Origin of the sequence: Streptomyces sp. NPDC046860 (genome assembly GCF_040645115.1) — a bacterium.
In the GTDB taxonomy this organism is placed as follows: Bacteria; Actinomycetota; Actinomycetes; order Streptomycetales; family Streptomycetaceae; genus Streptomyces.
The window spans coordinates 300,231-325,642 of sequence record NZ_JBEYXQ010000001.1 but is presented as its reverse complement, the minus strand read 5'-3'; the positions used below and the strand labels follow the sequence as shown (position 1 = coordinate 325,642).

16 protein-coding genes and 1 pseudogene are annotated in these 25,412 nt (G+C 73.7%); 5 read left to right on the top strand and 12 right to left on the bottom strand.

Translation table 11 applies throughout. From position 1 onward, the window contains the following. The first annotated feature begins 279 nt into the window (after positions 1-279). Positions 280-4,116: a multifunctional oxoglutarate decarboxylase/oxoglutarate dehydrogenase thiamine pyrophosphate-binding subunit/dihydrolipoyllysine-residue succinyltransferase subunit gene (locus tag ABZ898_RS01520; protein WP_361651629.1), complete on the top strand. Its 3,837-nt coding sequence runs from the start codon at positions 280-282 to the stop codon at positions 4,114-4,116. A gap of 71 nt (positions 4,117-4,187) precedes the next feature. Here the strand turns inward: ABZ898_RS01520 and fxsT are convergent, their stop codons facing one another. The 8 genes and pseudogenes from fxsT to ABZ898_RS01480 all read right to left on the bottom strand — a co-directional run. After that, positions 4,188-7,193 (bottom strand): FxSxx-COOH system tetratricopeptide repeat protein, encoded by a 3,006-nt coding sequence (gene fxsT / locus ABZ898_RS01515; protein WP_361651627.1) that lies wholly within the window; start codon positions 7,191-7,193, stop codon positions 4,188-4,190. Between the two features lie 129 nt (positions 7,194-7,322). After that, positions 7,323-8,726 (bottom strand): HEXXH motif-containing putative peptide modification protein, encoded by a 1,404-nt coding sequence (locus tag ABZ898_RS01510; protein WP_361651626.1) that lies wholly within the window; start codon positions 8,724-8,726, stop codon positions 7,323-7,325. Continuing rightward, on the bottom strand, positions 8,723-9,892 hold the full coding sequence (locus tag ABZ898_RS01505) for an FxsB family cyclophane-forming radical SAM/SPASM peptide maturase (RefSeq protein ID WP_361651624.1): 1,170 nt from the start codon (positions 9,890-9,892) through the stop codon (positions 8,723-8,725). The genes ABZ898_RS01510 and ABZ898_RS01505 overlap by 4 nt, the downstream gene beginning before the upstream one ends. Positions 9,893-10,196: 304 nt before the next feature. Beyond that, positions 10,197-10,382, bottom strand: a complete 186-nt coding sequence (gene fxsA, locus ABZ898_RS01500) for an FxSxx-COOH cyclophane-containing RiPP peptide (protein ID WP_361651623.1) — start codon at positions 10,380-10,382, stop codon at positions 10,197-10,199. A gap of 35 nt (positions 10,383-10,417) precedes the next feature. Then, complete coding sequence (locus ABZ898_RS01495) at positions 10,418-13,729, bottom strand: SAV_2336 N-terminal domain-related protein (RefSeq protein ID WP_361651621.1); 3,312 nt, start codon at positions 13,727-13,729, stop codon at positions 10,418-10,420. Positions 13,730-13,736: 7 nt separating this feature from the next. After that, positions 13,737-14,777 (bottom strand): MoxR family ATPase, encoded by a 1,041-nt coding sequence (locus tag ABZ898_RS01490; RefSeq protein ID WP_361651619.1) that lies wholly within the window; start codon positions 14,775-14,777, stop codon positions 13,737-13,739. Between the two features lie 109 nt (positions 14,778-14,886). Then, positions 14,887-17,025 (bottom strand): trypsin-like peptidase domain-containing protein, encoded by a 2,139-nt coding sequence (locus ABZ898_RS01485; protein WP_361651618.1) that lies wholly within the window; start codon positions 17,023-17,025, stop codon positions 14,887-14,889. Between the two features lie 434 nt (positions 17,026-17,459). Further along, a pseudogene (locus ABZ898_RS01480) lies at positions 17,460-17,789 on the bottom strand (CU044_2847 family protein); the annotation flags it as partial. A 240-nt stretch (positions 17,790-18,029) separates the two neighbouring features. On the opposite strand from ABZ898_RS01480, the gene ABZ898_RS01475 reads away from it, so the two are divergent. The 3 genes from ABZ898_RS01475 (at position 18,030) to ABZ898_RS01465 (ending at position 20,481) form a co-directional block, all read left to right on the top strand. Further along, positions 18,030-18,209, top strand: a complete 180-nt coding sequence (locus ABZ898_RS01475) for a DUF6104 family protein (protein WP_003992906.1) — start codon at positions 18,030-18,032, stop codon at positions 18,207-18,209. Positions 18,210-18,467: 258 nt separating this feature from the next. After that, positions 18,468-19,358 carry a DUF4097 family beta strand repeat-containing protein gene (locus ABZ898_RS01470; protein WP_361651617.1) on the top strand — a complete coding sequence of 297 codons (891 nt, stop codon included), beginning with the start codon at positions 18,468-18,470 and terminating at the stop codon, positions 19,356-19,358. A gap of 1 nt (position 19,359) precedes the next feature. Then, on the top strand, positions 19,360-20,481 hold the full coding sequence (locus tag ABZ898_RS01465) for a helix-turn-helix transcriptional regulator (RefSeq protein ID WP_361651616.1): 1,122 nt from the start codon (positions 19,360-19,362) through the stop codon (positions 20,479-20,481). A gap of 62 nt (positions 20,482-20,543) precedes the next feature. On the opposite strand, the gene ABZ898_RS01460 is transcribed toward ABZ898_RS01465, so the two are convergent. The 4 genes from ABZ898_RS01460 to ABZ898_RS01445 all read right to left on the bottom strand — a co-directional run bounded on the left by ABZ898_RS01460 (position 20,544) and on the right by ABZ898_RS01445 (position 23,811). Then, positions 20,544-21,107, bottom strand: a complete 564-nt coding sequence (locus ABZ898_RS01460) for a Clp protease N-terminal domain-containing protein (protein ID WP_361651615.1) — start codon at positions 21,105-21,107, stop codon at positions 20,544-20,546. Beyond that, on the bottom strand, positions 21,107-21,316 hold the full coding sequence (locus tag ABZ898_RS01455) for an HTH domain-containing protein (protein WP_030807538.1): 210 nt from the start codon (positions 21,314-21,316) through the stop codon (positions 21,107-21,109). Before ABZ898_RS01455 ends, ABZ898_RS01460 begins: the two co-directional genes overlap by 1 nt. A gap of 152 nt (positions 21,317-21,468) precedes the next feature. Next, a complete protein-coding gene (locus ABZ898_RS01450) occupies positions 21,469-22,434 on the bottom strand; it encodes a zinc-binding dehydrogenase (RefSeq protein ID WP_361651613.1) in 966 nt (321 codons plus the stop codon). Between the two features lie 153 nt (positions 22,435-22,587). Further along, complete coding sequence (locus ABZ898_RS01445; RefSeq protein ID WP_361651611.1) at positions 22,588-23,811, bottom strand: NADP-dependent malic enzyme; 1,224 nt, start codon at positions 23,809-23,811, stop codon at positions 22,588-22,590. Between the two features lie 617 nt (positions 23,812-24,428). On the opposite strand from ABZ898_RS01445, the gene ABZ898_RS01440 reads away from it, so the two are divergent. Further along, positions 24,429-25,376 (top strand): ABC transporter substrate-binding protein, encoded by a 948-nt coding sequence (locus ABZ898_RS01440; RefSeq protein WP_361651609.1) that lies wholly within the window; start codon positions 24,429-24,431, stop codon positions 25,374-25,376. Positions 25,377-25,412: the final 36 nt, after the last annotated feature.

Here is a 25,412-nt window from a genome sequence, read left to right as displayed (position 1 = left end):
AGATCCACGAGCGTTCGCGCAGCCGGACACGTGTGATCAGGGAAGGGCCCGCGCACAGCGCCGAGCGAAGACGCTCCTGGCCCCGCTCCGCCGCACCCTCATCCCCTCCCCCACATGCGGAACCCCGCTTGTTTCCCGCCATTTCACGGCCCGAAACACGGTTCCGGATGTGACTTACACGACGATGAACGGGCCCGACCTGACCTTCCCGCTCCGGGAGGCGTAGCCTTTATTCCCGCTGTCCATCACCTTGTGAAGCGGAAGAGGGCGGTTGCCGCCGTGTCGCCACAGTCCCCCAGTAACTCGAACTCCCCCAGCCTTCGGCCGGGTGGTGCCCCCAGGACCGACGACCAGGCCGGGAAGAACCCCGCCGCGGCGTTCGGCCCGAACGAGTGGCTCGTCGATGAGATCTATCAGCAGTACCTCCAGGACCCGAATTCGGTAGACCGTGCCTGGTGGGACTTCTTCGCCGACTACAAGCCTGGGGCGCCCGCCGCCTCGGCTCCGGCGGGTACCGCGGCCGCGGGGGCCGCGGGCACCACCCCCACCGCTCCCCCGGTCCAGGCCGCGCCCGCCCAGGCGCAGCCGCAGGCCCCGGCGAAGCCCGCCGCGGCGCCCGCCCAGGCCCCGGCTCAGGCTCCGGCCCAGGCGCCCGCCGCGAAGGCCGCTCCGGCCGCGGCCGCGCCGGCGAAGCCCGCGCAGGCCCCGGCCAAGCCGAAGGCCGCCGCGCCCGCCACCGAGGCCCCCGAGGGCCCGGAGCTGGTCACGCTGCGCGGTCCGGCCGCCGCGGTCGTCAAGAACATGAACGCCTCGCTGGAGCTGCCGACCGCCACGTCGGTCCGCGCCGTCCCGGTGAAGCTGCTGTTCGACAACCGCATCGTCATCAACAACCACCTCAAGCGGGCCCGCGGCGGGAAGATCTCCTTCACGCACCTCATCGGGTTCGCCATGGTGCAGGCCATCAAGGCCATGCCGCCGATGAACTACTCGTTCGGCGAGAAGGACGGCAAGCCGACCCTGGTCAAGCCGCCGCACGTCAACCTCGGTCTGGCCATCGACCTGGTGAAGCCCAACGGCGACCGCCAGCTGGTCGTCGCGGCCATCAAGAAGGCCGAGACGCTGAACTTCTTCGAGTTCTGGCAGGCCTACGAGGACATCGTCCGCCGCGCCCGCGAGGGCAAGCTCACGATGGACGACTTCACCGGTGTCACGGTCTCCCTGACCAACCCCGGCGGACTCGGCACCGTGCACTCCGTGCCGCGCCTGATGCCCGGCCAGTCGGTGATCATGGGCGTCGGCTCCATGGACTACCCGGCGGAGTTCCAGGGCACCAGCCAGGACACCCTGAACAAGCTCGGCGTCTCCAAGGTCATGACGCTCACGTCGACCTACGACCACCGGGTCATCCAGGGCGCCGCCTCCGGCGAGTTCCTGCGCCAGGTCGCGAACCTTCTCCTCGGCGAGAACGGCTTCTACGACGACATCTTCGAGGCGCTGCGCATCCCCTACGAGCCGGTCCGCTGGCTCAAGGACATCGACGCCAGCCACGACGACGACGTCACCAAGGCCGCCCGCGTCTTCGAGCTGATCCACTCCTACCGGGTCCGCGGCCACGTCATGGCCGACACCGACCCGCTGGAGTACCAGCAGCGCAAGCACCCCGACCTCGACATCACCGAGCACGGGCTCACCCTGTGGGACCTGGAGCGCGAGTTCGCCGTCGGCGGCTTCGCCGGCAAGTCGATGATGAAGCTGCGCGACATCCTCGGCGTGCTGCGCGACTCGTACTGCCGCACCACCGGCATCGAGTTCATGCACATCCAGGACCCCAAGCAGCGCAAGTGGATCCAGGACCGTGTCGAGCGCCCGCACTCCAAGCCGGAGCGCGAGGAGCAGCTGCGCATCCTGCGCCGCCTGAACGCCGCCGAGGCGTTCGAGACCTTCCTGCAGACGAAGTACGTCGGCCAGAAGCGCTTCTCGCTGGAGGGCGGCGAGTCCGTCATCCCGCTGCTGGACGCGGTCATCGACTCCGCGGCCGAGTCGCGCCTGGACGAGGTCGTCATCGGCATGGCCCACCGCGGCCGGCTCAACGTGCTCGCCAACATCGTCGGCAAGTCGTACGCGCAGATCTTCCGGGAGTTCGAGGGCAACCTCGACCCGAAGTCGATGCACGGCTCCGGTGACGTGAAGTACCACCTGGGCGCCGAGGGCACCTTCACCGGTCTTGACGGCGAGCAGATCGCGGTCTCCCTGGTCGCCAACCCCTCGCACCTGGAGGCGGTCGACCCGGTCCTGGAGGGCGTCGCCCGCGCCAAGCAGGACATCATCAACAAGGGCGGCACGGACTTCACCGTGCTCCCGGTGGCGATCCACGGCGACGCGGCCTTCGCGGGCCAGGGCGTGGTGGCCGAGACCCTGAACATGTCGCAGCTGCGCGGCTACCGCACCGGCGGCACGGTCCACATCGTCATCAACAACCAGGTCGGCTTCACCGCCGCCCCGGAGTCCTCGCGCTCGTCCATGTACGCCACCGACGTGGCCCGCATGATCGAGGCCCCGATCTTCCACGTGAACGGCGACGACCCGGAGGCCGTGGTCCGCGTCGCGCGGCTCGCCTTCGAGTTCCGCCAGGCGTTCAACAAGGACGTGGTGATCGACCTCATCTGCTACCGCCGCCGCGGTCACAACGAGTCGGACAACCCGGCCTTCACCCAGCCGCTGATGTACGACCTGATCGACAAGAAGCGCTCGGTGCGCAAGCTGTACACCGAGTCCCTCATCGGTCGCGGTGACATCACCCTGGAGGAGGCCGAGCAGGCGCTCCAGGACTACCAGGGCCAGCTCGAGAAGGTCTTCACCGAGGTCCGCGAGGTCACCTCGCAGCCGACTCAGGGCGAGTCCCAGGCGCCGAAGGACGGCTTCCCGACGGCGGTCCCGACCGCGATCTCCGCGGAGGTCGTCAAGCGGATCGCGGAGTCCCAGGTCAACGTCCCGGACAACATCACCGTCCACCCGCGTCTGCAGCCCCAGCTCCAGCGCCGGGCGGCGATGGTGGAGGACGGCACGATCGACTGGGGCATGGGCGAGACCCTGGCCGTCGGCTCGCTGCTGCTGGAGGGCACCCCGGTCCGCCTCGCGGGCCAGGACTCCCAGCGCGGCACCTTCGGCCAGCGCCACGCGGTGCTCATCGACCGGGAGACCGGCGAGGAGTACACCCCGCTGCAGTACCTCTCCGAGGACCAGGCGCGGCTGAACGTCTACAACTCCCTGCTGTCCGAGTACGCGGCGATGGGCTTCGAGTACGGCTACTCGCTGGCCCGCCCCGACGCGCTCGTGATGTGGGAGGCGCAGTTCGGCGACTTCGTCAACGGCGCGCAGACGGTCGTCGACGAGTTCATCTCCTCGGCCGAGCAGAAGTGGAACCAGACCTCCGGTGTGGTCCTGCTCCTGCCGCACGGTTACGAGGGCCAGGGCCCGGACCACTCCTCGGCCCGTCCGGAGCGGTTCCTCCAGCTCTGCGCGCAGAACAACATGACGGTCGCCATGCCGACCTCGCCGGCGAACTACTTCCACCTGCTGCGCTGGCAGGTCCACAACCCGGACCACAAGCCGCTGATCGTCTTCACCCCGAAGTCGATGCTGCGTCTGAAGGCGGCGGCCTCGTCGGCGGAGGAGTTCACCTCCGGCGAGTTCCGTCCGGTGATCGGCGACAGCACGGTCGACCCGGCCGCGGTCCGCAAGGTCGTCTTCTGCACCGGCAAGGTCTACTACGACCTGGAGGCCGCACGGCAGAAGCGCGGCGCCACGGACACGGCGATCATCCGCATCGAGCGGCTGTACCCGCTGCCCGGCGAGGAGCTCCAGGCCGAGGTCAACAAGTACCCGAACGCCGAGAAGTACCTGTGGGCCCAGGAGGAGCCGGCGAACCAGGGTGCGTGGCCGTTCATCGCGCTCAACCTGATCGACCACCTGGACCTGGCGGTCGGCGCCGACGTCCCGGCCGGCGAGCGGCTGCGGCGCATCTCGCGCGCGCACGGCTCGTCCCCGGCGGTCGGCTCCGCCAAGCGCCACCAGGCGGAGCAGGAGCAGCTCATGAACGAGGTCTTCGAGGCGTAGCCTCCGGCTTCGGCACCTGAAGGGCCCGGCCCCCGGATCTGATTTCCGGGGGCCGGGCCCTTCCCGCGTGCTCAGCTGGCCTGCGGCTCGAAGTCCCAGTAGGGGCGGTTGCGGGAGCGGGCGGAGACGGTGTGGATGTGCTGGGGGCCGAGGGTGGCGGCGAGGTCGGCCAGGGCCTCCTGCTCGACCTTCTCCGCCTGCCGGCGTTCCCGCAGGCCCCGCAGGTCGGCCGCGTGGGCGACCCGGGCGGTGAGGGTGAGGGGGTGGGTGCGGCCGAGGGTCTCGGCGGCGCGCAGGATGGTGAGCCGGCTGAGTTCGGCGGCGGACTCGGTGTCCCCGACGAGGTTGCGCAGCGCGGCGGCGTTGACGGCGCAGCCCAGCGCGTAGGGGTGGCTGTCGCCGAGCGCGGCGGACATGTCGGCGAGGCTCTGCTCGATCAGTACGTGCGCGTGGTCGCGTTCGCCGACGCTGCGCAGCACCAGGGCGTGGTTGGCGCGGGCGCCGATGACGAAGGGGTGGCCGTCGGGCAGCAGCAGTTCGTAGCGGGCGAGGACGGACTCGCTGGCCTCGCGGGCCTGGTCGATGTCGCCGTGTTCGCGGGCGAAGCAGCTCTGGCTGACGGCGGCGGCCAGGGTGTGGGTGTGGGTGTCGCCGAGCTTGCGCTCCAGCCCCTCCAGGACGCGGGTGAGCAGTCGGCCGGCCGCCGCCCGGTCCCCGCCGCGCAGCTTGCACAGGGCGAGGTTGTGCTCGGCGCGCAGGGTGTTCTGGTTGTCCGGGCCCATGACGATGCGGTACTCGCGGACGTTCTTGGTCTGGATGGACTCGGCCTCGGTGTAGCGGCCCAGCAGGCGCAGGTCGACGGCGTAGGAGACCTCGGAGAACAGGGTCCAGGGGTGGCGGCCCTTGAGCAGCAGGCGGCGGGCCTCCAGGGTGCGGGCGTCGATGCCGCGGGCCTCTTCGTAGCGGCCGAGGAGGCGCAGGGTGAAGCCGAGGTTGTTCTGGGCGTTGAGGGTGCGGGAGTCGTGTTCGCCGAACAGGCCCTTGTAGGTGGGGTAGAGCCGCTGGTCCAGGTCCAGGGCGGCGTCGTACTGGCCGAGTTCGCGCAGGTCGGCGGCGAGTCCTCCGGCCATCCTCAGGTGGTCGAGGTCGTTCTCGCCGCGTTCGGCGAGCAGTTGGTCGCGGGCGGCCCGGTCGATGGCCTCGGTCTCCTGGAAGCGGCCGGCCGAGCGCAGCAGGTTGGCGTAGTGGTAGGTGACCTCCCACACGCGGGGGTGGGACTCGCCGAGCAGCCCGCGCCAGGTGGCCAGCGCGCGGCCGCCGAGGTTGACGCCGGCGGTGTACTCCCCGGCGAAGAGCATGTACCGCAGGCAGTTGAGCACCAGCCCCTGCACCCTGCGGTCCTTGCTGCGCAGCACGTCGGCGTATTTGAGGTGCGGGACGATCTCGGCGTACGCGTCCCAGTTGCGGGTGTCGGTGGGGCGGCCGGGGTCGGCCTCGGCGAGGGCGCGGCGTACCACCTCGATGAACTCTCCCCGGTCGGTCTCGGGCATGTCCTTGTGCACGATCTGGTGGACCATGCGGTGCAGGTAGACCGACTCGCCGGAGGCGACCGCCTCGTCCAGCATCGCCTCGTGCGACTCCAGCCGGACGACGGAGTACTGGCGGAGCTGGTTGACGGCCTTGTTCCACAGCAGCGGGTCGTCGAGCAGCCCGGCGAGCTGTTCGGGCAGGTCGTCGTGGTTCATCTCCTTCAGCAGCCTGACCGGGATGAAGCCGGGGGCGAAGAAGGTGCACAGCCTCAGCAGGTCGACCGATTCGGGGACGGTCTCGCGGAGCTTGTTCAGCAGTATCGACCAGGCGGTCTGGAAGGCGAGCGGGAAGTCCGCCGACACCTTGACCACGTCCTGGTCGATCCCGCCGTCCAGCAGGGCGATGTACTCCTCCACCGACAGGTCGGAGTCGTTGAGCCAGCCCGCGGTCTGGTCGAGCAGCAGCGGCAGGTCCTCCAGGGCCTGGGCGAGCTGGTCGGCGTCGGCCTCGGTGAGCCGGGGCGCGCGGCGCCGGATGAAGGCGACCGACTCGTCGCGGCCGTAGACGGGGACTTCGAGGAGCTTGCTGTTGTGCTCGCTCCACTCGGGGTTGCGGGAGGTGATGAGGACGTGGCCGGGGCCGGTGGGGACGAGGTCCCAGATCTGGTCGGGTTCGTCGGCGCCGTCCAGCACGAGCAGCCAGCGGGAGTACGGGGTGCCCCGGCGCAGCGCGTCGCGGACGGCGCGCAGCCGCTCGCCGTACTCGGCGCCGGTGGACAGGCCGAGTTTGGGGGCGAGTTCGGCGAGCAGGCGGCGGTAGCTGACGCGTTTCTCGGCGTTGACCCACCACACGACGTCGTACTCGGAGCCGAAGCGGTAGACGTACTCGGCGGCGAGCTGGGTCTTGCCGACGCCGGACATGCCGTGCAGGGTGAGGACGCCCGCGCCGGGGTCGCTGCCCTGGAGCAGGTGGTAGGCGTCGTTGAGCAGCGGCTCGCGGCCGGTGAAGCGGGTGTTGCGGCGCGGTACGCCGCCCCACACGTCGGGCATGGCGGCGGGGAAGCGGGGGGCCGGGTGGGCCGGGTCGTCGGCGCGGGGGCCGTCGTAGGGCAGGTCGAGGCGGTCCAGCAGGCGGCGTTCGGCCTCGTCGGCGCCCATGTTGGTCAGGTCGACGGGGGCGAGGGCGGCGACGGCCGAGGGCACGGAGGCGGTGGTGACGGAGACGGCGGCGAACCGGCCCGGAGCGGACCCGGCCACCTCGCGCAGGGCCGCGTTCCACTCGTCGTGGCCGCGCGGGCCGAGCTGGAAGTACCACTCGCTGACCACGATCAGGGTGCGGCCCTCGGCGAGGGTGAGGTCGCGCAGCAGGTCGGTGAGCGACTGGTCCGGCGGGGCGTCCCAGCGCAGGTAGACGACTCTGAGGCCGCGCCGCTCCAGCCGGTCGCCGATCCAGGCCGCCCAGGCCCGGTTGAACCCGGCGAAGCTGATCGTGACGGTCTGCCGGCCGGCCCCGTTCCCGTTCGGTGCCGGCGTACGAGCTTCAGACATGCGGCGGCCTCCAGCACGTAGACAGGAAATCGTAGAACCTCGGCGCGGCTCTGGGGAGTACGGCGACCGCCGGAGACGAACGCCTCGGTGCGCCGATCTTCGCGCAGCCGGGGGTGGTAAGTCGGCATTTCACCGGTTCGGGATCGGTGGCGTGGGGGGCCGTCGCTGGGCCCAGAGGGTGCGGGCCGCCTTGACGTACGCCTGCGCGCGCGCCGTGTGCCCCCGGGGTGCGGGGCGGGCGGAGAGCCGTTCGTGGGCGGCGGCCATGCCGTCGACGAACCGCCGTCCGGCCTCGGTGAGGTCCGGTGAGGCGGCGAGCGCGGGCAGGGCGGCGGCGACCTGGGCGTGGTAGCGGGCGTGTTCGGCCCAGGCCGCCTCGCGGCGGGCGGGTTCGGCGAGGGCGGTGCGCTGGAAGTGGCCGGCCAGCGCGAGGTGCGCGTAGGTGCCGTGCAGCAGTCCGTCGTAGGGGCGCGGGTCGGGGCGCCAGGGCGCGAAGTAGCGGGCCTCGGGTCCGGCCCGGTGCAGTTCCACCAGCTCGCCGAGCGCGGCGAGTTTGGTGTGCTGCATCTCGTGCACGAGGGTCGCGGCCAGCGCGGCCGGAGTGGCGGGGGTGGTGCTGAGCAGCGCGCCGAACGCCTCGCGGCGGGTGCCGCTGGAGCTGCCCCGGCCGTCCGAGCCGGGCGGGGACGCGAGCGGGACGAGGCAGCGCAGCAGGGTGACGGCCTCGGTGAGCCGTTGTTCGCCGCCGGTGCGCAGAGCCTGAGCGGTGCCGGACCACGCCTGGAGCCAGCGCTTGCGTTCGGCGTGGTCGGGCCCCATGGGCCCGCTGAACGCGAAGCGGCCGGGGTCCCTGGGCGGGGTGCGGTACGGGTCGAGGTCGTCCAGCGGTACGGGGGCGGCGCCGGGCAGCAGGCCGGGCAGGGCGTGGGCCGGGGTCCAGGCCGGGGCGCCGGACCAGGCGCCGACGCCCTGCTCCAGCCGGACGTGGACGTCGGAGGCGCCGCGTCTGCGCAGGGTCAGGCGGCCGTTCTTGTGCCGTACCTCGATCCGGTCCGCGCCGGTGCGCGCGATGCGCAGGGCGCCGAGGGAGGGCAGGCAGAGCACGCCGTCGCGGGCGGTGACCTCGGTGGTGAAGGGCAGACCGGCGCGGGCGGCGGCGGCCACCGCCACGGCGCCGAAGTAGGCCAGGTCGAGCGGGAGCCGGCCGGTGCGGGCGCCGTCGCCGCCGGTCAGCGCGGTCAGGCAGCGTCTGGCCCAGGGGCCGGTGAAGGGGTGGGTGAGGCGGTCCCGCGCGGGCGAGCGGGGTCCTTCGGCGGCCCGGTCGGCCGCCACCAGCAGGGCCCAGTCCTCGCGCAGCCGCCGTTTCGCGGCGGGCGGGCAGTCGGCGGGGCCGGCCGCCTCGGCGGCGTCGAGGACGGCGCGCAGCAGGAGCATGCGCCGGGTGTCCTGGTCGCGGACGAGGAGGGCGAGGGTGTCGGGTCCGCCCTCGGTGCGGCTGAGTTCGGCGAGGGCGCGGTCCAGCGGAGCGGTCACGGGGCGCCCCCTTCGTCGGCGGCCGGGCGGGCGCCGGCCCGGGCGAGCCGGGCGGCCACGTGCCGGATGAGGAGCTGGAGGTCGGCGCAGTACACCGACGGGTTCCCGAAGCCGTGCCCGGCGCGGTAGCGGTGGGCGTAGTGGCCGCCCCCGCACACCGTGACCAGCGGGCAGGCGCGGCAGTGTGCGGACAGTCCGGCGAGACCGGCCTGCCGGGCGGCGACGCCGGGGTGGGCGAGGGCCTGGTCGAAGTCGTGCCGGAAGACGTCGAGTCCGGTCTCGGCGGCGCCGTCGTAGGCGGACTTCAGCGAGTCGACCTGTTCGATGGAGCCGTCGGTCTCGATGACGACGGCGTCGAAGGGGGCGAGGCCGAGGGACTCGGTGGCGGCGGGCAGGCCGAGCAGCAGGGCGAGGCACTCCTCGAAGAGCCGTACCCGTGTCTCGCGCCGCCCGGCGGACCACCAGCGGTCGAAGACCCGGCACAGCCAGCGGCCGTACTCGCCCCGGTGCGGGGGCGGTGCCGACCAGTTGCCGTGCGGCAGCAGCAGGTCGAGCGCGGGCGGGCGCAGGGTGAGCAGCGATTCGTAGGTCCCGACGGGGTCGGTGGTGGGGTCGACGACGGTGAGGACGCCCGCGTACGCCTCGGGGAAGCGGTCGGCGACCAGGCGGGCGCCGCGTGCGGCGGCGGGCCAGGAGGGGCGTCCGGCGTGGTCGACGCGGCGGTGGTTGAGCGCGGCGCTGCCGCCGTCGAGGCTGATGCCGACCCGGATGCCGTGCCGGGCGAGGACGGCCACCCGGTCGTGGGTGAGCAGGGTGGCGTTGGTCTGCACGGTGGCGTGGACGGCGCAGCCCCTGGGCACGCGGGCGCGCACGGTGGTGGTGAAGCCGGCCAGGGTGCCGGCCCCGGCCAGCAGGGGTTCGCCGCCGTGCAGGACGAGGGAGAGCGCGGGCAGGGCGTGGTCGCGGGCGTGCCGGGCGATGCGGTCGGCGGTGCGGTCCAGCACCTCGGCGGGGGCGGCGGCGGGGCGGTCGCGCCAGGTGCGGTCGGGGCCCTCGTACAGGTAGCAGTAGCGGCAGGCGAGGTTGCAGCGGCCGTGCGCCTTGACGATGAACTGGCGGAAGGGGCGCGGTCTGGCCCGCGCCGGGGCCGCGGTCGTCCCGGACATCGCAGCACCCCCGTACCCCCGCGCGGCGTGATGCGGGCGCGGCTCGTTCGCCCGTGTGTGCGGGCCCATGCCCGGCCGGCGCCCGAAGCCAAACGCACGGCGGCGGAACTTGCCGGTTTCCGCCGTGGAGTGACCAGTATCTAAGGGCTGTCCCGTAATCCCCGGCGGATCAGCGCGCGGCGTCAGATGCGGTGCATCGCAAGGCGGAGGGTCATCCGCATACTGGATGTATGCGGATGATCCGACAACGCGGCGAGGTGCCGTAGCTGTCGTCGCGCGCCCGCTGGGGATTGCGGGACAGCCCTTAGAGGCAGTTGTTGAAGCCCCAGAGCATCTCGGCGGGTTGCCGGGCCCGCTCGGTGAGCGTCTCCAGGACCTCGCGCAGGACGGGGTGGTCCAGGGTGCGCAGCTCCTCCAGGTCCATCGCCAGCAGATCGGGCAGCGGCTCGCCGTGCTCCGGTACGGCCGTCTCGTCGCCCGCGCTCGTCATCGCTGCCTCCCGTGATGTCCCTCGCCGCGGTCCGGTCAGCCGAGCCCGGCCAGCCGGCCGGCGGTGTCCTCGGCCGTCGGGGCGCCGGTGCCGAGGGTGCCCTCGGGCAGACGCGCCCACTCGGCGCGGGCCGCGCGGTAGGCCTCGCGGGCCGCGCGCGGCCGGGACGCCGCCTCATAGGACATACCCCGCCAGTGGTGCGCCTGCGCGCACAGTTCGACGGCGATCCGGCGGGCGCGGTCCGACTCGGCCGCCGCCTCGGCCTCCCGCGCCGACTCGGCCGCCGCGCGGAAGGCGTCCACGGCGTCGTCCAGCCGGGTCGGCCGGGCCAGGCCGCGGTACGCCTCGTACTGCGCCTGGCCCAGCTCCAGGGAGCAGCGCGCCGCCAGCAGCGGGTCGTCCGCCTCGGCCGCCGCGAGCCCGAAGAGGTGCTCGGCCTCGCGCAGGTCGACCCGGTCGGCGTGCAGCCGGTAGCGCCGCATCAGGGCGCGGCCCAGCATCAGCAGGCGGTGCGCGGCGTGCCTGCTGCCGGTGTGGGTCTCGCGGCGGCAGTCCCGCAGCACCCGGATCGCCTGCGCGAGGGACTGCCGGGCGAGTTCGCCGCTCTCGGCGTCCGCGAGCCGCAGCAGCACCTCACCCCACTCGGCGAGCACGGACGGGTAACCGGGGGCCTCCCGTGAGGTGTCGGCGGCCGCGCGCGCGAACGCCTGCGCCGCTTCGCGCAGTTCACGCGACTCGCCCGTCTCGGCGTACCGGGCCACCCCGATCCGGCCGGCCCGCACGTGCAGCCGGGAGCGCAGGGCGCGTCCGGTGGTGGCGGCGAGCGCGGCGTCGACGTGCCCGCGGGCCTCGTCGAGGTCGCCGCCGGAGCGCAGCAGGGCGTCGGCCAGGTCGAGCCGTGTCCGGACCGGGTCGCGTCCCGCGTCGTCGCCCGCCGTGCCCGGCGCCGGTCCGGCGGCCAGCGCGTCGCGCAGCGAGGCGGCGGCCTGCGCGGCGTGGCCGCGCGCCTGCTCGGGGTCGCCGGTGGCGTCGGCCAGGCGCAGCAGGAGTCTGCCGTGGGCGAGCGGAAGGTCACCGGGACGCTGTCTGCGGTCGGGCCAGACGTCGGCGAACGCCTCCAGCATGCCGACCGCGACCTGGAGCAGGGCGCTGTCCCCGCCGAGCCGCCACTGCGCCTCCAGCGCGCCGACCCGTTCCAGGGTCAGCCGCAGCGCCTGGCCGGGTTCGAGGTCGGGCGCGGCGCAGGCGACGGCGTACTCCCGGTCGGCGCGGCGCAGCAGGTCCAGGGCGCCGGGCCGGTCGCCGTGCCGTCTGCGGTCGGTGGCGCCCGCGTGCAGCACACGGGCCAGCGCCGCCCGCTCCCGCTGGGCGTGCGGGTGGGCCGCGGCACGCTCGGCGGCGGCCTCCGCCTCGGCCAGCAGCGCGGGCCCGCCCTGCACCTCCCACAGCCGCAGCGTGGCGTGCGCGTACTCGGCCCACAGGCCGGGGTCCGCCCCGGCGGGCCGCTCGTTCTCGGTGGCGCCGCGCAGCAGCTGGACGGCGTCGATCACGTCCTGCACCATGCCGTCGGTGCCGAAGCGGGCGAGCAGGGTGCGGGCCCGGAGCACCGCCGGGTGCGCGGGCCGGGGTCCGGCGGCGGGGCCGAGGCGGGTGCCGTAGATCCGGAACTGCTCCGGCAGCGGCATGAACCGCTCCAGCACCCGCGCGGCGACCTCGGCGAAGGGCTGGGGGACGAGGGTGGCGTCGCCGTTCTCGCCCGGGTACGCGCCGAACAGGCGGGCGCCCGCCGCCGTCTCCTCGGCCCGCCCCGGCTGGGAGGGGCCGCCGAGCTGGGCGAGGGCGAGGGCCGGGAAGTTGGCGCCGCCCTTGCCGAAGCGCTGCTCGATGTACTCGGAGCAGTGCTTGAGGACGAGCAGTGCCTCGTCCCGGCCGAGCGTGGACAGCAGCGCCTCGCGCACCGCCGGCTCCATCTCGTACCACTGGCCCGCGTCCGGCCCGTGGTCCTCCCCCGCCCTCCGGACGAGGCCGCCGAGGAGCACCTCGGCGAGTTCGGCCGGGCCGGAGCCGGGCAGCATGGTGCGCTGCACCAGCCGCATCACCGGCAGGCAGAGCGGGGCGGCGGCGAGGTAGACGGCGAGGCGTCCGGCTGCCGGTGAGGCGGTGGAGCGGAACCTGCTGACCCGCTCCACCGGCGTCGGCGCGCGTCCGCCGCCCGCCTGCGGCGCGGGCCGCTGGTCGGCGCGCACCCAGCCCACCGCGCCGGGCACCGGCCCGGCACCGGCCCCGGCGAGCAGCCGCGCCCACGCCCCGAGCGCCACCGGTTCGGGCGGCAGCACCGGCACGGGCAGCACGCCCGGCGGCGGTACGAGGGGTGCGCCGTCCGGGGTGCGTACCCGCAGCGCGGTGCCGCCGGGGGTGTCGCCGCGGGTCAGCGCGGCGTAGGTGACCGGCAGCCGGGTGCGGCTCCACAGCCGCTGCGGGAGCGGCTGGAGCACGGCGACGGGGGCGATCCGGGCCAGCCGGTGCAGCAGGCGGTGCGCACGGCCCGAACGCCACAGGGGGCCCGCGCAGTCGCTGACCAGGAGGGTGATCCGGCGCCCGGTGGGATCGCTGAGCCGGTCGACGGTGTGCTGGGGCGCGCCCCCGGGATCGGCGCCGGCGCTGACCGTCGCCTCCCCGTCGGGGCCGGTGTGCAGATGGGCGATCCGGATGTCCGCGAAGGCGCCGAGCCGGGCGAAGACCTCTTCGAGTTCGGTGAAGAGCCGGTCCCACACCCGCATCGAGGGGGCCGCGTCCAGCACGAGCTGGAGCCGGGTGTCGCCGCGCCGCGTCTCCCGGTACACCGGCAGGATCAACCCGCATGCCTGGGCGCTGAGTTCGGCGGTCGCAGTCTCGTCCAGCTCCCGGCGCAGCGGCGGCGCGGCACTGCGGTACGCCTGCAACGGACGTAATGCGCGCTGGAGTTCGAGTGCGGAAGGCAGGGCGGGAGCGGCGGGCACGCCGACCGGGAGCGCGGCGAGCCGCACGGCGGTGCGGGGGCGGCCGGTGCGGGCCGCCGGGTAGAGCGGGACGCTCCGGTCGGGACCGGCGGGCGCCGGCTCGGGGTCCCGGCGCGGGACGGGCGGCCGGGGCGCTGGCGGGGGGACGGGAGCGGGCGCGGCGGGACCGGGGTCCGGGTCCCGCCCGGCCGGGCCGTCCGCAGACCGGCCGCCCGTCCACCGGGCCAGCCACAGGGCGTCGCTCAGCCCCTCGGCGTCCGGCTCCAGTCCGGCTCCCCTGAGGTGCAGGACGAGTTCCGCGAGCCGGTCGGGGGTGTCGGGGCCGTGTCGTGCCGGGGCGTCGGGCATCGGCTCCTCACCTCGGGCGGTCGAGTCGCTGGACGAGCAGGTCGGCGAGGCGCTCGCGGCTGGGCGGGGCGGCCGCGTCGGTGAGGTAGATGGCGTTCAGCAACTGGTCGGTGGCGAGGAGTTCGCCGCGCGAACGCTCCAGGAAGCGGGCGATCAGGTCGTCCCCGGCCCGCGCGGCCTCGTCGCCCAGGTGCGCGCGGACGAAGGTGGCGAGCCGGTTGTGGTCGGGCCGGCCCAGCTCCAGGTGGATGCAGCGGCGCATCAGCGGGGCGGGGAAGTCCCGTTCGCCGTTGCTGGTGAGGACCACGAAGGGGAACGAGGTGCAGCGCACCCGGCCGTCGCGCACCCGTGCCTTGGTGCCGTCGGCGGTGAGCACCTCGGCCTCGCCCCCGGGCAGCCGGTCGGCCAGGCGCCGCAGCTCGGGTATCTCGAACTCGCCCTCCTCCAGCACGTTCAGCAGGTCGTTGGGCAGGTCGATGTCGCTCTTGTCGAGTTCGTCGATGAGCAGCACGCGCGGGGTGTCCGAGGGCAGCAGGGCGGTGCCGAGCGGGCCGAGCCGGATGTACCCGCCGATGGCCTCGACCGAGCCGGGGCTCCCGGCCGCGCCGCCGTACCCGCCCTGCGCGGCGATCTGCACGTCCTGGAGACGGGCGATGGCGTCGTAGTGGTACAGCCCGTCGAGCAGGGTCGAACGGCTGACGACGGACCAGCGCAGCACCTCGCCGAGCCCCAGCTCGTAGGCCACGGAGTGCGCGAGCGTGCTCTTGCCCGCGCCGGGGCTGCCGGTGACCAGGAGCGGACGGCGCAGGTACAGCGCCGCGTTGATCATCTCCAGCTCCTCGGCGCCGGGCCGGTGCAGTTCGGCCAGGTGCCGGTGCGCGCCGAGCCTGCGGTCGCGGGAGCCGTCGCCGTCCTCGCCCTCGGTACGGGCGGTGTCCGCGGCGCGGCCGGAGAAGTCCCGCCAGGGCGGCGGCGGGGGCAGCCGGCTCATGCCGTCATGGGGTTCCCCGGCGCCTCGGTAGATGAGCCACTCGCTGGATTCCGTCATGTGCGGTCCTCGTCGTCACTCGTCGCCGGGGGCAGCCGTGGAACGCCCCTCACGGTATCGACCCGTCCGGCGCCTGGTAAGGGGACCAGGAACGAACCGGCGCCCCGGATCACGGCGCCTCCAGCAGGTCCCCGGTGCCGGGCAGGGGGCGGTACGGGTCGTCGTACAGCAGCGCGGTGCCGTGGGCCCAGAAGGACTCGGTGTCCCCGGCGCCGACCTGTCCGCGCAGCGCGTGCACCGCGCCGGGCAGGGACCTGGCGCCCTCGCTGTCGTCCACGGCCGCCTTCACGCCCCGGTGGAACTCCCCGCACACCGCGTCCGGCCCCCGCCTGCGGCGCCACAGCACCACCCCGAACCCGGCCCGCAGCACCCGGCCGAGCGCGGCGGGGTCGTCCGTGGAACGCGGGTCCCCGGGCCGGCACAGCACCGGCACGGTGTACGGCGCGAGCCCGCGCAGCGCCGCCGCTTCCGGTACGGGTCTGCGGACGCCGTCGTCGCAGTCCAGCACCTCGGCCTGGGCCTCGCGCAGGTGCAGCCGCCGCCAGCGGTCCCGGCGCTCGGCGTCCAAGTCCCCCGCGCCGTACGCCTCCCAGGGCGCGGAACCGCTCCGCCGGGACGGCGGTTCCTCGTCGGGGAGCTGGTCGCGGTCCGAACAGCGGACCAGGACCGGCCGTTCGGCGCCGAGGGCGGCGCCGCCGGGTGCGAGCCGCCAGTCGTCCACGGGCAGGCCGAGGTGAAGGTGGGGCAGGGCCGCGTAGAGGACGGCGGGCCTGCCCGGCCGGTCGCAGTGCCGGAACGCCTCGGCCAGGGGCGCCGCCACATGGTCCGACAGGACGGCCAGCGGGGCGCGTTCGCCCTCGTAGAGCCGGGTCGGCTCCTCCTCGGGGCCGCCGCCCACCGACACCGACCAGTCGCAGTGGTCCGGCTCCCAGCCCCGGCTCAGCACCACCAGCAGCACGGAGGCGTCCGGGGACCGGTCCGGCCCGGCGGGGCGGGGGCGCGCCGGCCGCGGCGCCGTCACCGTGTCCGCGCCGGACGCGGCCCTTTCGTCGTCCGCCCGGGTACGGCCGAGCAGCCCGGCCCGGCGCTGGGCGAGGGTGTGGCGGTAACCGCTGTCCAGCCCGGCCGCCGTGTGCCGCACCCACTCCCACAGGGCGCGTTCGGCGGCGAGCGTGCTGGGGGCGGCCGGGCGTTCGGCGGCGAGCACGGCCATCGCGTACTCGAGCACCAGCTTCAGCGCGCCGTCCGGGCGGGCGTGCTCGTAGAGCAGCCCCAGCCCGTCCCGCCAGCCGCGCGGGGCGGGGACGAGGGAGGGCACGCGGAAGTCGGGCAGCGAGCGGAGCACGTCGAGCAGGCCGCGGGTGCTCGCGGGCGGGGGCAGGTCGGCGAGCAGCCCGAGCAGTTCGCCGCGCTGCTGCGGGCTGAGGGTGCGGCCGGGGCGGGCGCCTAGCTCGCCCTGGATGTCGGCCCAGGTGGGGTCGGGCGAGTCGGCGGCCTGCTGGCGGTCGCGGTGGTAGCGGTCGTGGGCGTGGAAGACGGACTGGTACACGTCGTTGCCGTCGGCGGGCAGGCGCAGGGTGCGCAGGCGTTCCACCCCGATGGAGGTGCCGCCGCCCCCGTGGTCCGCGCGCGACTTGAGCACGCCCACGACCTCACCGCGCACGAGGTCGACCACGGGCCCGCCGGAGACGCCGGAGGGCAGGTCGTTCTGTCCGAGCCGGACCTGTTCCTCGGGCGACCAGGCGCTGATGGTCCCCTGCACGGTGAGCCGCCCGTCCAGGATCTGCAGCCTGCCCCGGGGCGCGGTCCAGCCCGCGTAGAACACCCCGGTGCCGCCGAAGTGGGGGTTGGGGCGCTCGGAGACGTACACGCAGGTGTGGCCGGCCGGTTCGCGCAGCCGGACCAGGGCGAGGTCGGGCGCGGGCCAGTTCGCGGGCACGGGGCCGCCGGTCCGCTCGGGAAGCATCGCGGCCACGCGTCCGGGCACCGCGCGCGGGTCGTCCCAGGGGCTGGTCCGGTACACCACGGTGACCTCGCCCCCCTCCCCGGCGTGAACCACGTGTGCGCAGGTCAGAACCCAGTTCGGCGCGACGAAGAAACCACTGCCGAGGAAGCTGACGGGCTCGTCGTGGGCATACCCGGCCCCCGCGCGATGAATGCGTACGGTCGCCGCCAGAACGAGGTCACGCAGCGCAAGTTCCGCAGCACCGCCCCCGTCCGGTGCGCCCCCGCCGTACCCCACGCTCATCCCGCATGCCCCCGCACGCCGACCAACGCCCCGGACCGGGGGGTTGAGGAGGGGCGGCGAGCGGGCATGGAGGGGGACGCCTCGGAGGGGGGCGGGCCGGGGAGGTCCCCCGGGTCCGGCGTCCCCGCCGGGCCCTCTCCGTGACCGGTGCCTGTGCCTGAGGCTTGGGCGGTGGCTGTGTCTGAGGCTTGGGCGGTGTCCGTGTCTGACGCGCGGGCGATGCGCGTGCTCGACGCGTGGACGGTGCCCGTGCCCGGCGCGTAGGCGGTGCCCGTGGGCGGGGCGGGCGCGCGCGGGGCGGGGGGCGGGCCCGCGCCCGGTGACGCCAGGCCGCCGGAGCCGCCCGGGCCGGGACCGGCTCCCGGTCCGCTCCCGCCGAACGGACCAGTACCGGACCCGGACCCGTCCGGCGCGGTACCCGGCACCGGGCCCGGCTCGGGCGGGCCGCCGTTCCACGTCAGGGTGACCGTCAGCGCCGCCTTGGCCTCGCCGTCCGCGAGCAGGCCGACGACCTTGCCGGCCTTCGCGGTCAGCTCGATGCCGAACTCCACGCTGACCTCGTCCGGCCGCACCGCGCTGAGCGGGCCGGACAGCGAGCGGGCGACCCCGGTGATCAGCGAGTGCAGGCTCTCCACGCTCGCCTCCACCCGGTCGTGGAAGCCGGTGTCGGTGTACGACAGCTCCTCGGCCCCCGAGATCCGGGCCCACACCGGCGTGCCGTCCGGCAGCTCGATCCGCGCTACCCGCGTCGATTCCCCGTTCATCGGACTCCCCCGTCCTCTCCCCCGCAGGTCCCCCGGTACCGCGGCGCCCGGCGCCCCCGCCGCCGCCTCGCGGCACCGGCTGCCCACCGCGCCCGGAGGCTGCCTATGCTTTTCCTGTCCTCGACCGGCTCCCCAGCCGGAGCGGGCGGCACCCTCCGTGCTCGCGGTCACGTCCGCGAATGAGGGTTCTTCCCGCCCAGGACCGGACCTACCCCTGCACCGACCGACGGAGCGTCATCCATGTACTTCACCGACCGAGGCATCGAAGAACTGGAGAAGCGGCGCGGCGAGGAAGAGGTCACCTTCGAGTGGCTCGCCGAGCAACTGCGCACGTTCGTCGACCTGAACCCCGACTTCGAGGTCCCGGTGGAACGCCTGGCCACCTGGCTCGCCCGGCTGGACGACGAGGACGACGAGTAACCCGGCTTCCGCCCCGGTTCTCACGTGAGGGCACCGGCCCCACCGGCGGCCGGTGCCCTCACGCATGCCCGGACACCGCGAGTCCGATCGCCTTCGCGGCTCGCCCTCCTCGTCCCCCGAAAGGGTGTCTTGACTTCCGACAGGCACGATATATCGTGATTGACAGGAGACGCGATATGGCGTGACGAGCAGGCACGCTCGCGCACCGCACCTCGCCCCGCTCCGCCCTCTTGTCCGCGTCACGCCCGAGGAGGACCCGTGTCCGAGTGGACCGTCGCCGAACCCCAGAAGCTGACCTTCGACGCCCCGGTGACCGAGCTGAACGTCCGCATCGTCAACGGCACGGTGAACGTCGTGGGCACCGAGGAGAGCTCCGCCCGCCTGCAGATCTCGGACATCGAGGGCCCTCCCCTGATCGTCACCGAGCGCCAGGGCGTCCTGACGGTGGCGTACGAGGACCTGCCCTGGAAGGGCTTCCTGAAGTGGCTGGACCGCGACGGCTGGCGCCGCAGCGCGGTCGTCTCCCTCGCTGTACCCTCGGGCACCCGCGTCGAGGTGGGCGTGGTGGGCGCCGCGGCGGTCGTCTCCGGGGTGCGCGGCCCCTCGGTGGTCAAGGGCGTCACCGGCGACACCACCCTCGTCGGCGTCTCCGGCCCGGTCCGCGCGGACACCGTCTCGGGCAATGTGGAGGCCCAGGCCGTCAGCGGCGAGCTGAGGTTCAAGTCGGTCTCCGGCGACCTGACCGTGGTCGACGGCACGGGCCCCTCCGTCCGCGCCGACTCGGTCAGCGGCTCCATGATCATCGACCTGGACCCGGAGGGCCCCACCGACGTGCGCCTGACCAGTGTCTCGGGCGAGATCGCCATACGGCTCCCGCACCCGGCGGACGCGGACGTGGAGGCGAACACCGCCAGCGGATCGATCTCCAACGCCTTCGACGGCCTGCGCGTGCAGGGCCAGTGGGGCGCGCACAAGATCACCGGACGCCTCGGCTCGGGCACCGGCAAGCTCCGGGCCACCACGGTCTCCGGTTCGATCGCCCTGCTGCGCCGCCCGGCCGGGGAGGACGACGACATCCCCGGGGAGACCGCCCCCGGCTCCGCCCCCGCCTCCCCCGCGGACGGCACGACCGACAAGAAGGTGCTCTGACATGCCCCCCGTCTTCGCCCACGGCCGCCTCCGCCTGTACCTCCTCAAGCTCCTCGACGAGGCCCCGCGCCACGGCTACGAGGTGATCAGGCTCCTCGAAGAACGCTTCCAGGGCCTGTACGCCCCCTCGGCCGGCACGGTCTACCCGCGCCTGGCCAAGCTGGAGGCGGAGGGCCTGGTCACCCACACCTCCGAGGGCGGCCGGAAGGTGTACTCCATCACCGACGCGGGCCGCGCCGAGCTGGCCGGCCGCAGCGGCGAACTGGCCGACCTGGAGCTGGAGATCGGTGAGTCGGTCGCGGAGCTCGCGGCCGAGATCAAGGCCGATGTGCGGGGCGCCGCGGGCGACCTGCGGCGCGAGATGCGCGCGGCGGCCTCCCGCACCCGCGGCGGCGACGCGGGGGCCGCGCGTGCGGGCTCCTCCGACGCCCAGGCCGGCCACGGGGACGCCGAGGCGTGGCGGACCGCCAAGGAGGAGATGCGCCGCGCCAGGCAGGAGTGGAAGGAGCAGGCCCGGCGCGCCAAGGACGAGAGCCGCCGCGCCCGCGAGGAGGCCCAGCAGGCGCGGCGCCAGGCCCAGGAGGCGCAGTCTCGGGCCAACGCCCAGGCCCAGGAGGAGATGCGCCGGCTGGCGAACCGGGTCCAGGAGCGGGTGCAGGACCACTTCACCCGCGGCGACTGGCCGACGGGCGTCCGTGAGGGACTGGCCGAGCTGGCCCGGGAGTTCGGCGACTTCGGCAAGGAACACGGCAGGCGGACCGGCGCGGCGGGCTCTGGCGCGACAGGGTCCGGTGCGACAGGGCCTGGCGCAACGGGGCCCGGTGCGGCCGAGTCCGAGCCGGGCAGGTCCGGCGCGGGCAGCATGAAGGCCGAGCCGCCAGTCCCCGACTACTCCGCCACCTCGCCGGACTTCCCGATGGAGTACGAACCGGCGTGGGCCCATGAGCCCGCCACGGGCGATCCGGCCCGTGACCTCGACCGCCTGCTGGACCGCTTCCGGGACGACGTCCGGGACGCGGCCCGCGACCACGGTGTCACCGAGGACCAGCTCCAGGACGTCCGCCGCCGCCTGTCGTCGGCGGCGGCCCACATCGGGGCGATACTCGGCGGCCCGAAGGTCTGAGCCCCTCCGGCTGAGGTCCGAGCCCCTCCGGCTCCGGCAGGGGGGGGCGGCCCGAAGCGGCGTCAGCCCGCCTGCGCCGCCCCCTCGCCGTACAGGACCCGGTGCAGCGACTCCTGGGTCACCCCGTGGTCGGCGAGCACCTCGGCGGGCACTCCGGGCCGTACGGTCAGGGCGAGCAGGAGGTGTTCGTCGCCGATGCGCCGGTCGCGGTGGCCGATGGCGGCGCGCAGGGCACCCTCCAGCACGTCCTTGGCGTCCTGCTCGAAGGTCCGGCGGCCGGACCAGCCGGCCGTCTCGCGGCGGTCGCCGGACAGCGCCCCGGCGCCGTGCGCCTCCTCGACCCGGGACACGATCTCCGTGACGTCGATCCCGAGTCCGGCGAGGGCGTCCGTGTCCGCGCGGGTCAGTCCCGCCCGGCGGCGGGCCTCGGCCAGCGCCAGGCGCAGGGACTCCTTGCGTTCGGCGAGGCCGAGCGCGGCGAGGGCGAAGGAGGCCCGGCTGCCCTCGCGGTCGAGGAGGGCGAGCAGCAGATGCTCGGCGCCGACGGACCGTACCCCGGCGCGCTCCGCGTGCTCGACCGCGCGGCGGACGACGTCCCGGGCGTCCTTGGTGAAGCGTTCGAACATCACTGCCTCCCGTACTTCTTGTGCACGGCCTGCCTGCTGACTCCCAGCTCGGCGGCGATCTCCTGCCACGACCAGCCCTGATTGCGCGCGCCGCGCACCTGCACCGCCTCCAGCTGCTCCAGCAGCCTGCGCAGTGCGGCCACGGCCCGCAGCCCGACCCGCGGATCGCGGTCACCGGCCCGCTGGGCGAGATCCGTTGCATCCGTCATGATGTCAACTTAGGTTGACGCGTCACGCTTGTCAATCAAAGTTGACAAGCGAGTCCGCGAAAAGGCGGGCCCGGCATCCGGACCCGCCTGTGCGCACCTCACGCCGCGCACCTCGTTCCGCGCAGCTCATCCCGCCCCGCCCGAGAAGGAGTTCAGGAGTTGCTGAGCACGATCTTCCCGAACTGCTCACCGGACTGCAGCCGCTCGAAGCCCTCCCGGGCCCGGTCCAGCGGCAGCACCTCGTCGACGACCGGCCGCACACCGGTCGCGGCACAGAAGGCGAGCAGATCCTCCAGCTCGTCCTTGGTGCCCATGGTGGAGCCGACGACCTTCAGCTCCAGGAAGAAGATCCGGGTCAGCTCGGCGTGCGAGGGCCGGTCGCCGCTGGTGGCCCCGGAGATCACGACGGTGCCGCCGGGCCGCAGCGACTTGACGGAGTGCGACCAGGTCGCGGCGCCCACGGTCTCGATGACGGCGTCCACCCGCTGCGGCAGCCGCGCCCCCGGCTCCAGGGCCTCGACGGCGCCCAGCTCCAGTGCCCGCTTCCGCTTCGCCTCGTCCCGGCTGGTGGCGAACACCCGCAGTCCGGCAGCCCGGCCGAGCACGATCGCGGCCGTGGCGACACCGCCGCCGGCCCCCTGCACCAGGACCGAGTCGCCGGGCCGCACCCCGGCGTTGGTGAACAGCATCCGGTACGCGGTCAGCCAGGCGGTGGGCAGACAGGCGGCCTCGGCGAAGGACAGCTCCTTCGGCTTGGGCAGCACGTTCCAGGTGGGCACGGCGACCCGCTCGGCGAAGGTGCCCTGATAGCGCTCGGTGAGGATGGAGCGGGGTTCGCGGGGACCGACCCCGTGGCCGCTCTGGCCGATGACGGAGTGCAGGACGACCTCGTTGCCGTCCTCGTCGATCCCGGCCGCGTCGCAGCCGAGGATCATCGGCAGCCGTTCCTCGGGGAGTCCGACGCCCCGCAGGGACCAGAGGTCGTGGTGATTGAGGGAGGCGGCGCGCACGTCGATGACGCTCCAGCCGGGCCGGGCCCCGGGGGCCGGGCGCTCCCCCAACTCAAGGCCGGAGAGCGGCTGGTCACGGTCGATCCGGGCGGCATAGGCAGCGAACATGCCGCCGACGATAGATTCCGCACCGCTCCGGCGGAACCGGCCGGTGGTGTGACACACACCCTCTTGCGCGAGCACGTCCGCGGCTTTCGGAAGAACAGAACGGCCCCGCCCTTGCGGACGAGGCCGTTCACGCTCACACCCCTGCGCGCGCCGTCAGCGCCGGGCGACGCCCTCCGCACGGGCGGCCGCCGCGACCGCGGCGGTGACCGCCGGGGCGACCCGCTCGTCGAACGGCGAGGGGATCACGTAGTCGGCGGCGAGGTCGTCGCCGACGACCGCGGCGAGCGCCTCGGCCGCGGCGATCTTCATCCCCTCGGTGATCCGGGAGGCCCGCACCTGCAGCGCCCCGGCGAAGATGCCGGGGAAGGCCAGCACGTTGTTGATCTGGTTCGGGAAGTCCGAGCGCCCGGTGGCGACGACGGCCGCGTACTTGTGCGCGACCTCCGGGTGCACCTCGGGGTTCGGGTTGGCCATGGCGAAGACGAAGGCGCCCTTCGCCATGGAGGCGACCGCCTCCTCCGCGACCGTGCCGCCGGAGACGCCGATGAACACGTCGGCGCCGGCCAGCGCGTCCTCCAGCGTGCCGGTGAGACCGGCCTTGTTGGTGAAGGAGGCCAACTCCCGCTTGACGTCGGTCAGGTCGGTCCGGTCGGCGGAGACGACGCCCTTGCGGTCCGCGACCGCGACGTCCCCGATCCCGGCCTCGATCAGCATCCGGGCGATGGCGACACCGGCCGCCCCGGCCCCGGAGATGACGACGCGCAGTTGCCCGATCTCGCGTCCGCTGAGGCGGGCCGCGTTGCGCAGCGCCGCCAGCGTGACCACGGCGGTGCCGTGCTGGTCGTCGTGGAAGACCGGGATGTCCAGCCGCTCCTGCAGGCGCCGCTCGATCTCGAAGCAGCGCGGCGCGGAGATGTCCTCCAGGTTCACACCGCCGAAGGACGGGGCGAGGCGGACGACGGTCTCCACGATCTCGTCGACTCCGGTGCAGTCGAGCGCGATCGGCACCGCGTCGACTCCGCCGAACTGCTTGAACAGGATCGCCTTGCCCTCCATCACGGGGAGGGAGGCCTCGGGACCGATGTCCCCGAGACCGAGCACGGCCGTGCCGTCGGTGACGACGGCGACGACCGAGGACTTCCAGGTGTAGTCGTTGACCAGCTCCGGCTGTTCCGCGATCGCGGTGCACACGCGCGCGACGCCGGGGGTGTACGCGAGGGAAAGGTCTTCCGTGTCCGTGACCGGCACGGTGGCCCGCACGGCCATCTTGCCGCCACGGTGCAGCGCGAAAGCGGGGTCGAAGGAGTCCAGGGGCTCGGCCCCGCCCTCCGGTCCGGCACCGCTGTCGCTGCGAGGATTGACGATCTCCGCTGCCACTTTGTCTTACCCCTTAGGTATGCATGGTTGAGGGTCGACCACTCCGGGTGAGGAGTGGGCGGGCACCGCGCACGGCTCGATTGACGGATACGTACGAGCACATACGCGACGGGCGCGCCGCACACGCGCCCTGAGCCCCGGATGAGGGGTGTAAAGAACCTTCATACCGGACGGAGGGACGGACCACGAGTCCATTAGGCGCTAGGTCACATGTCGCCCCGGAATGCCGGGAGCGCGCCAGGGGTGCCCCGGGAGCCCCTCGCTGACACCTCGCGGGCATCCCGCGGGCACCTCGGAGGGTGCCTCAGGAGAACCTCAAGCGCCTCGCGAATCCCCCGAAACACCGCACAGCAGCCGTCCGCATGATGAGACCCCGTGCGGATCTTCCGGTGTGAACAGCGTATTTCCGCAGATCATCCGGCATGAATAGAGCGCTGATGTACCGACCTGATGCGGTTCTCGATCACCCGTTATCCGATTTTGACATTGTGACGCCCCTGAATGGCCCAGTCCGAATGGCAAGATGCCGTAAACCCACGAGGTCGCGACACCCGAAGGTGTGTGTTCTCGTCGACCCATCGGTACGTCTTCTCTTCCCATCCGCCGGAGGAACCACGATGACCGCAAGCTCCACCCGTCGTACGACCGCACGGTCCCGGATCGCAGCGGTCGGTGCGATCGCGGTCGCGGGCTCCCTGCTCCTCACCGGCTGCGGTGACCAGACCAAGAGCAAGGACGCCGGCAGCACCTCCAGCGACGCCCCGCTCGCCAAGCTGCTCCCCGCCGACATCCGGGACAAGGGCGAGATCCTGGTCGGCTCCGACATCCACTACGCCCCGGTCGAGTTCAAGGACTCCTCGGGCAAGGTCGTCGGCATCGACCCGGACATCGCCACCGCCCTGGGCGACCAGCTCGGCGTCAAGTTCACCTTCAAGGAAGGCACGTTCGACGGCCTGCTGACCGGTCTGCGCTCCGGCCGCTTCAACATGGCCATGTCCGCGATGACGGACAACAAGAACCGGCAGGAGGGTGTCGACCCCGACACCGGCAAGAAGGTCGGCGAGGGCGTCGACTTCGTCGACTACCTGACGGCCGGCGTCTCCATCTACACGCGCAAGGGCGACACCAAGGGCATCACCGACTGGTCGGACCTGTGCGGCAAGAAGCTCGCGGTCCAGCGCGGCACGGTCTCCGAGGACCTGGCCAAGCAGGAGAACAAGAAGTGCGCGGCCGGCAAGAAGATCCACATCGAGCCGTTCGACGACGACCAGCAGTCCCAGACCCGGCTGCGCTCCGGTGGTGTGGACGCGGCCTCCTCCGACTTCCCGGTCGCCGCCTACGCGGTGAAGACCTCCGGCGGCGGCAAGGACTTCGAGGTCGTGGGCGACCAGGTCGAGGCGGCGCCGTACGGCATCGCGGTCGCCAAGAAGGACACGCAGCTGCGCGACGCCCTCAAGGCCGCGCTGGACGCGATCATCAAGAACGGCGAGTACGCCAAGATCCTCAAGACGTGGGGCGCGCAGGACGGCGCCGTCAAGGAAGCCGCGGTCAACGGCGGCAAGTGATCCGCGGAACCTCAGCGGCCACCGAGAGGCAATACC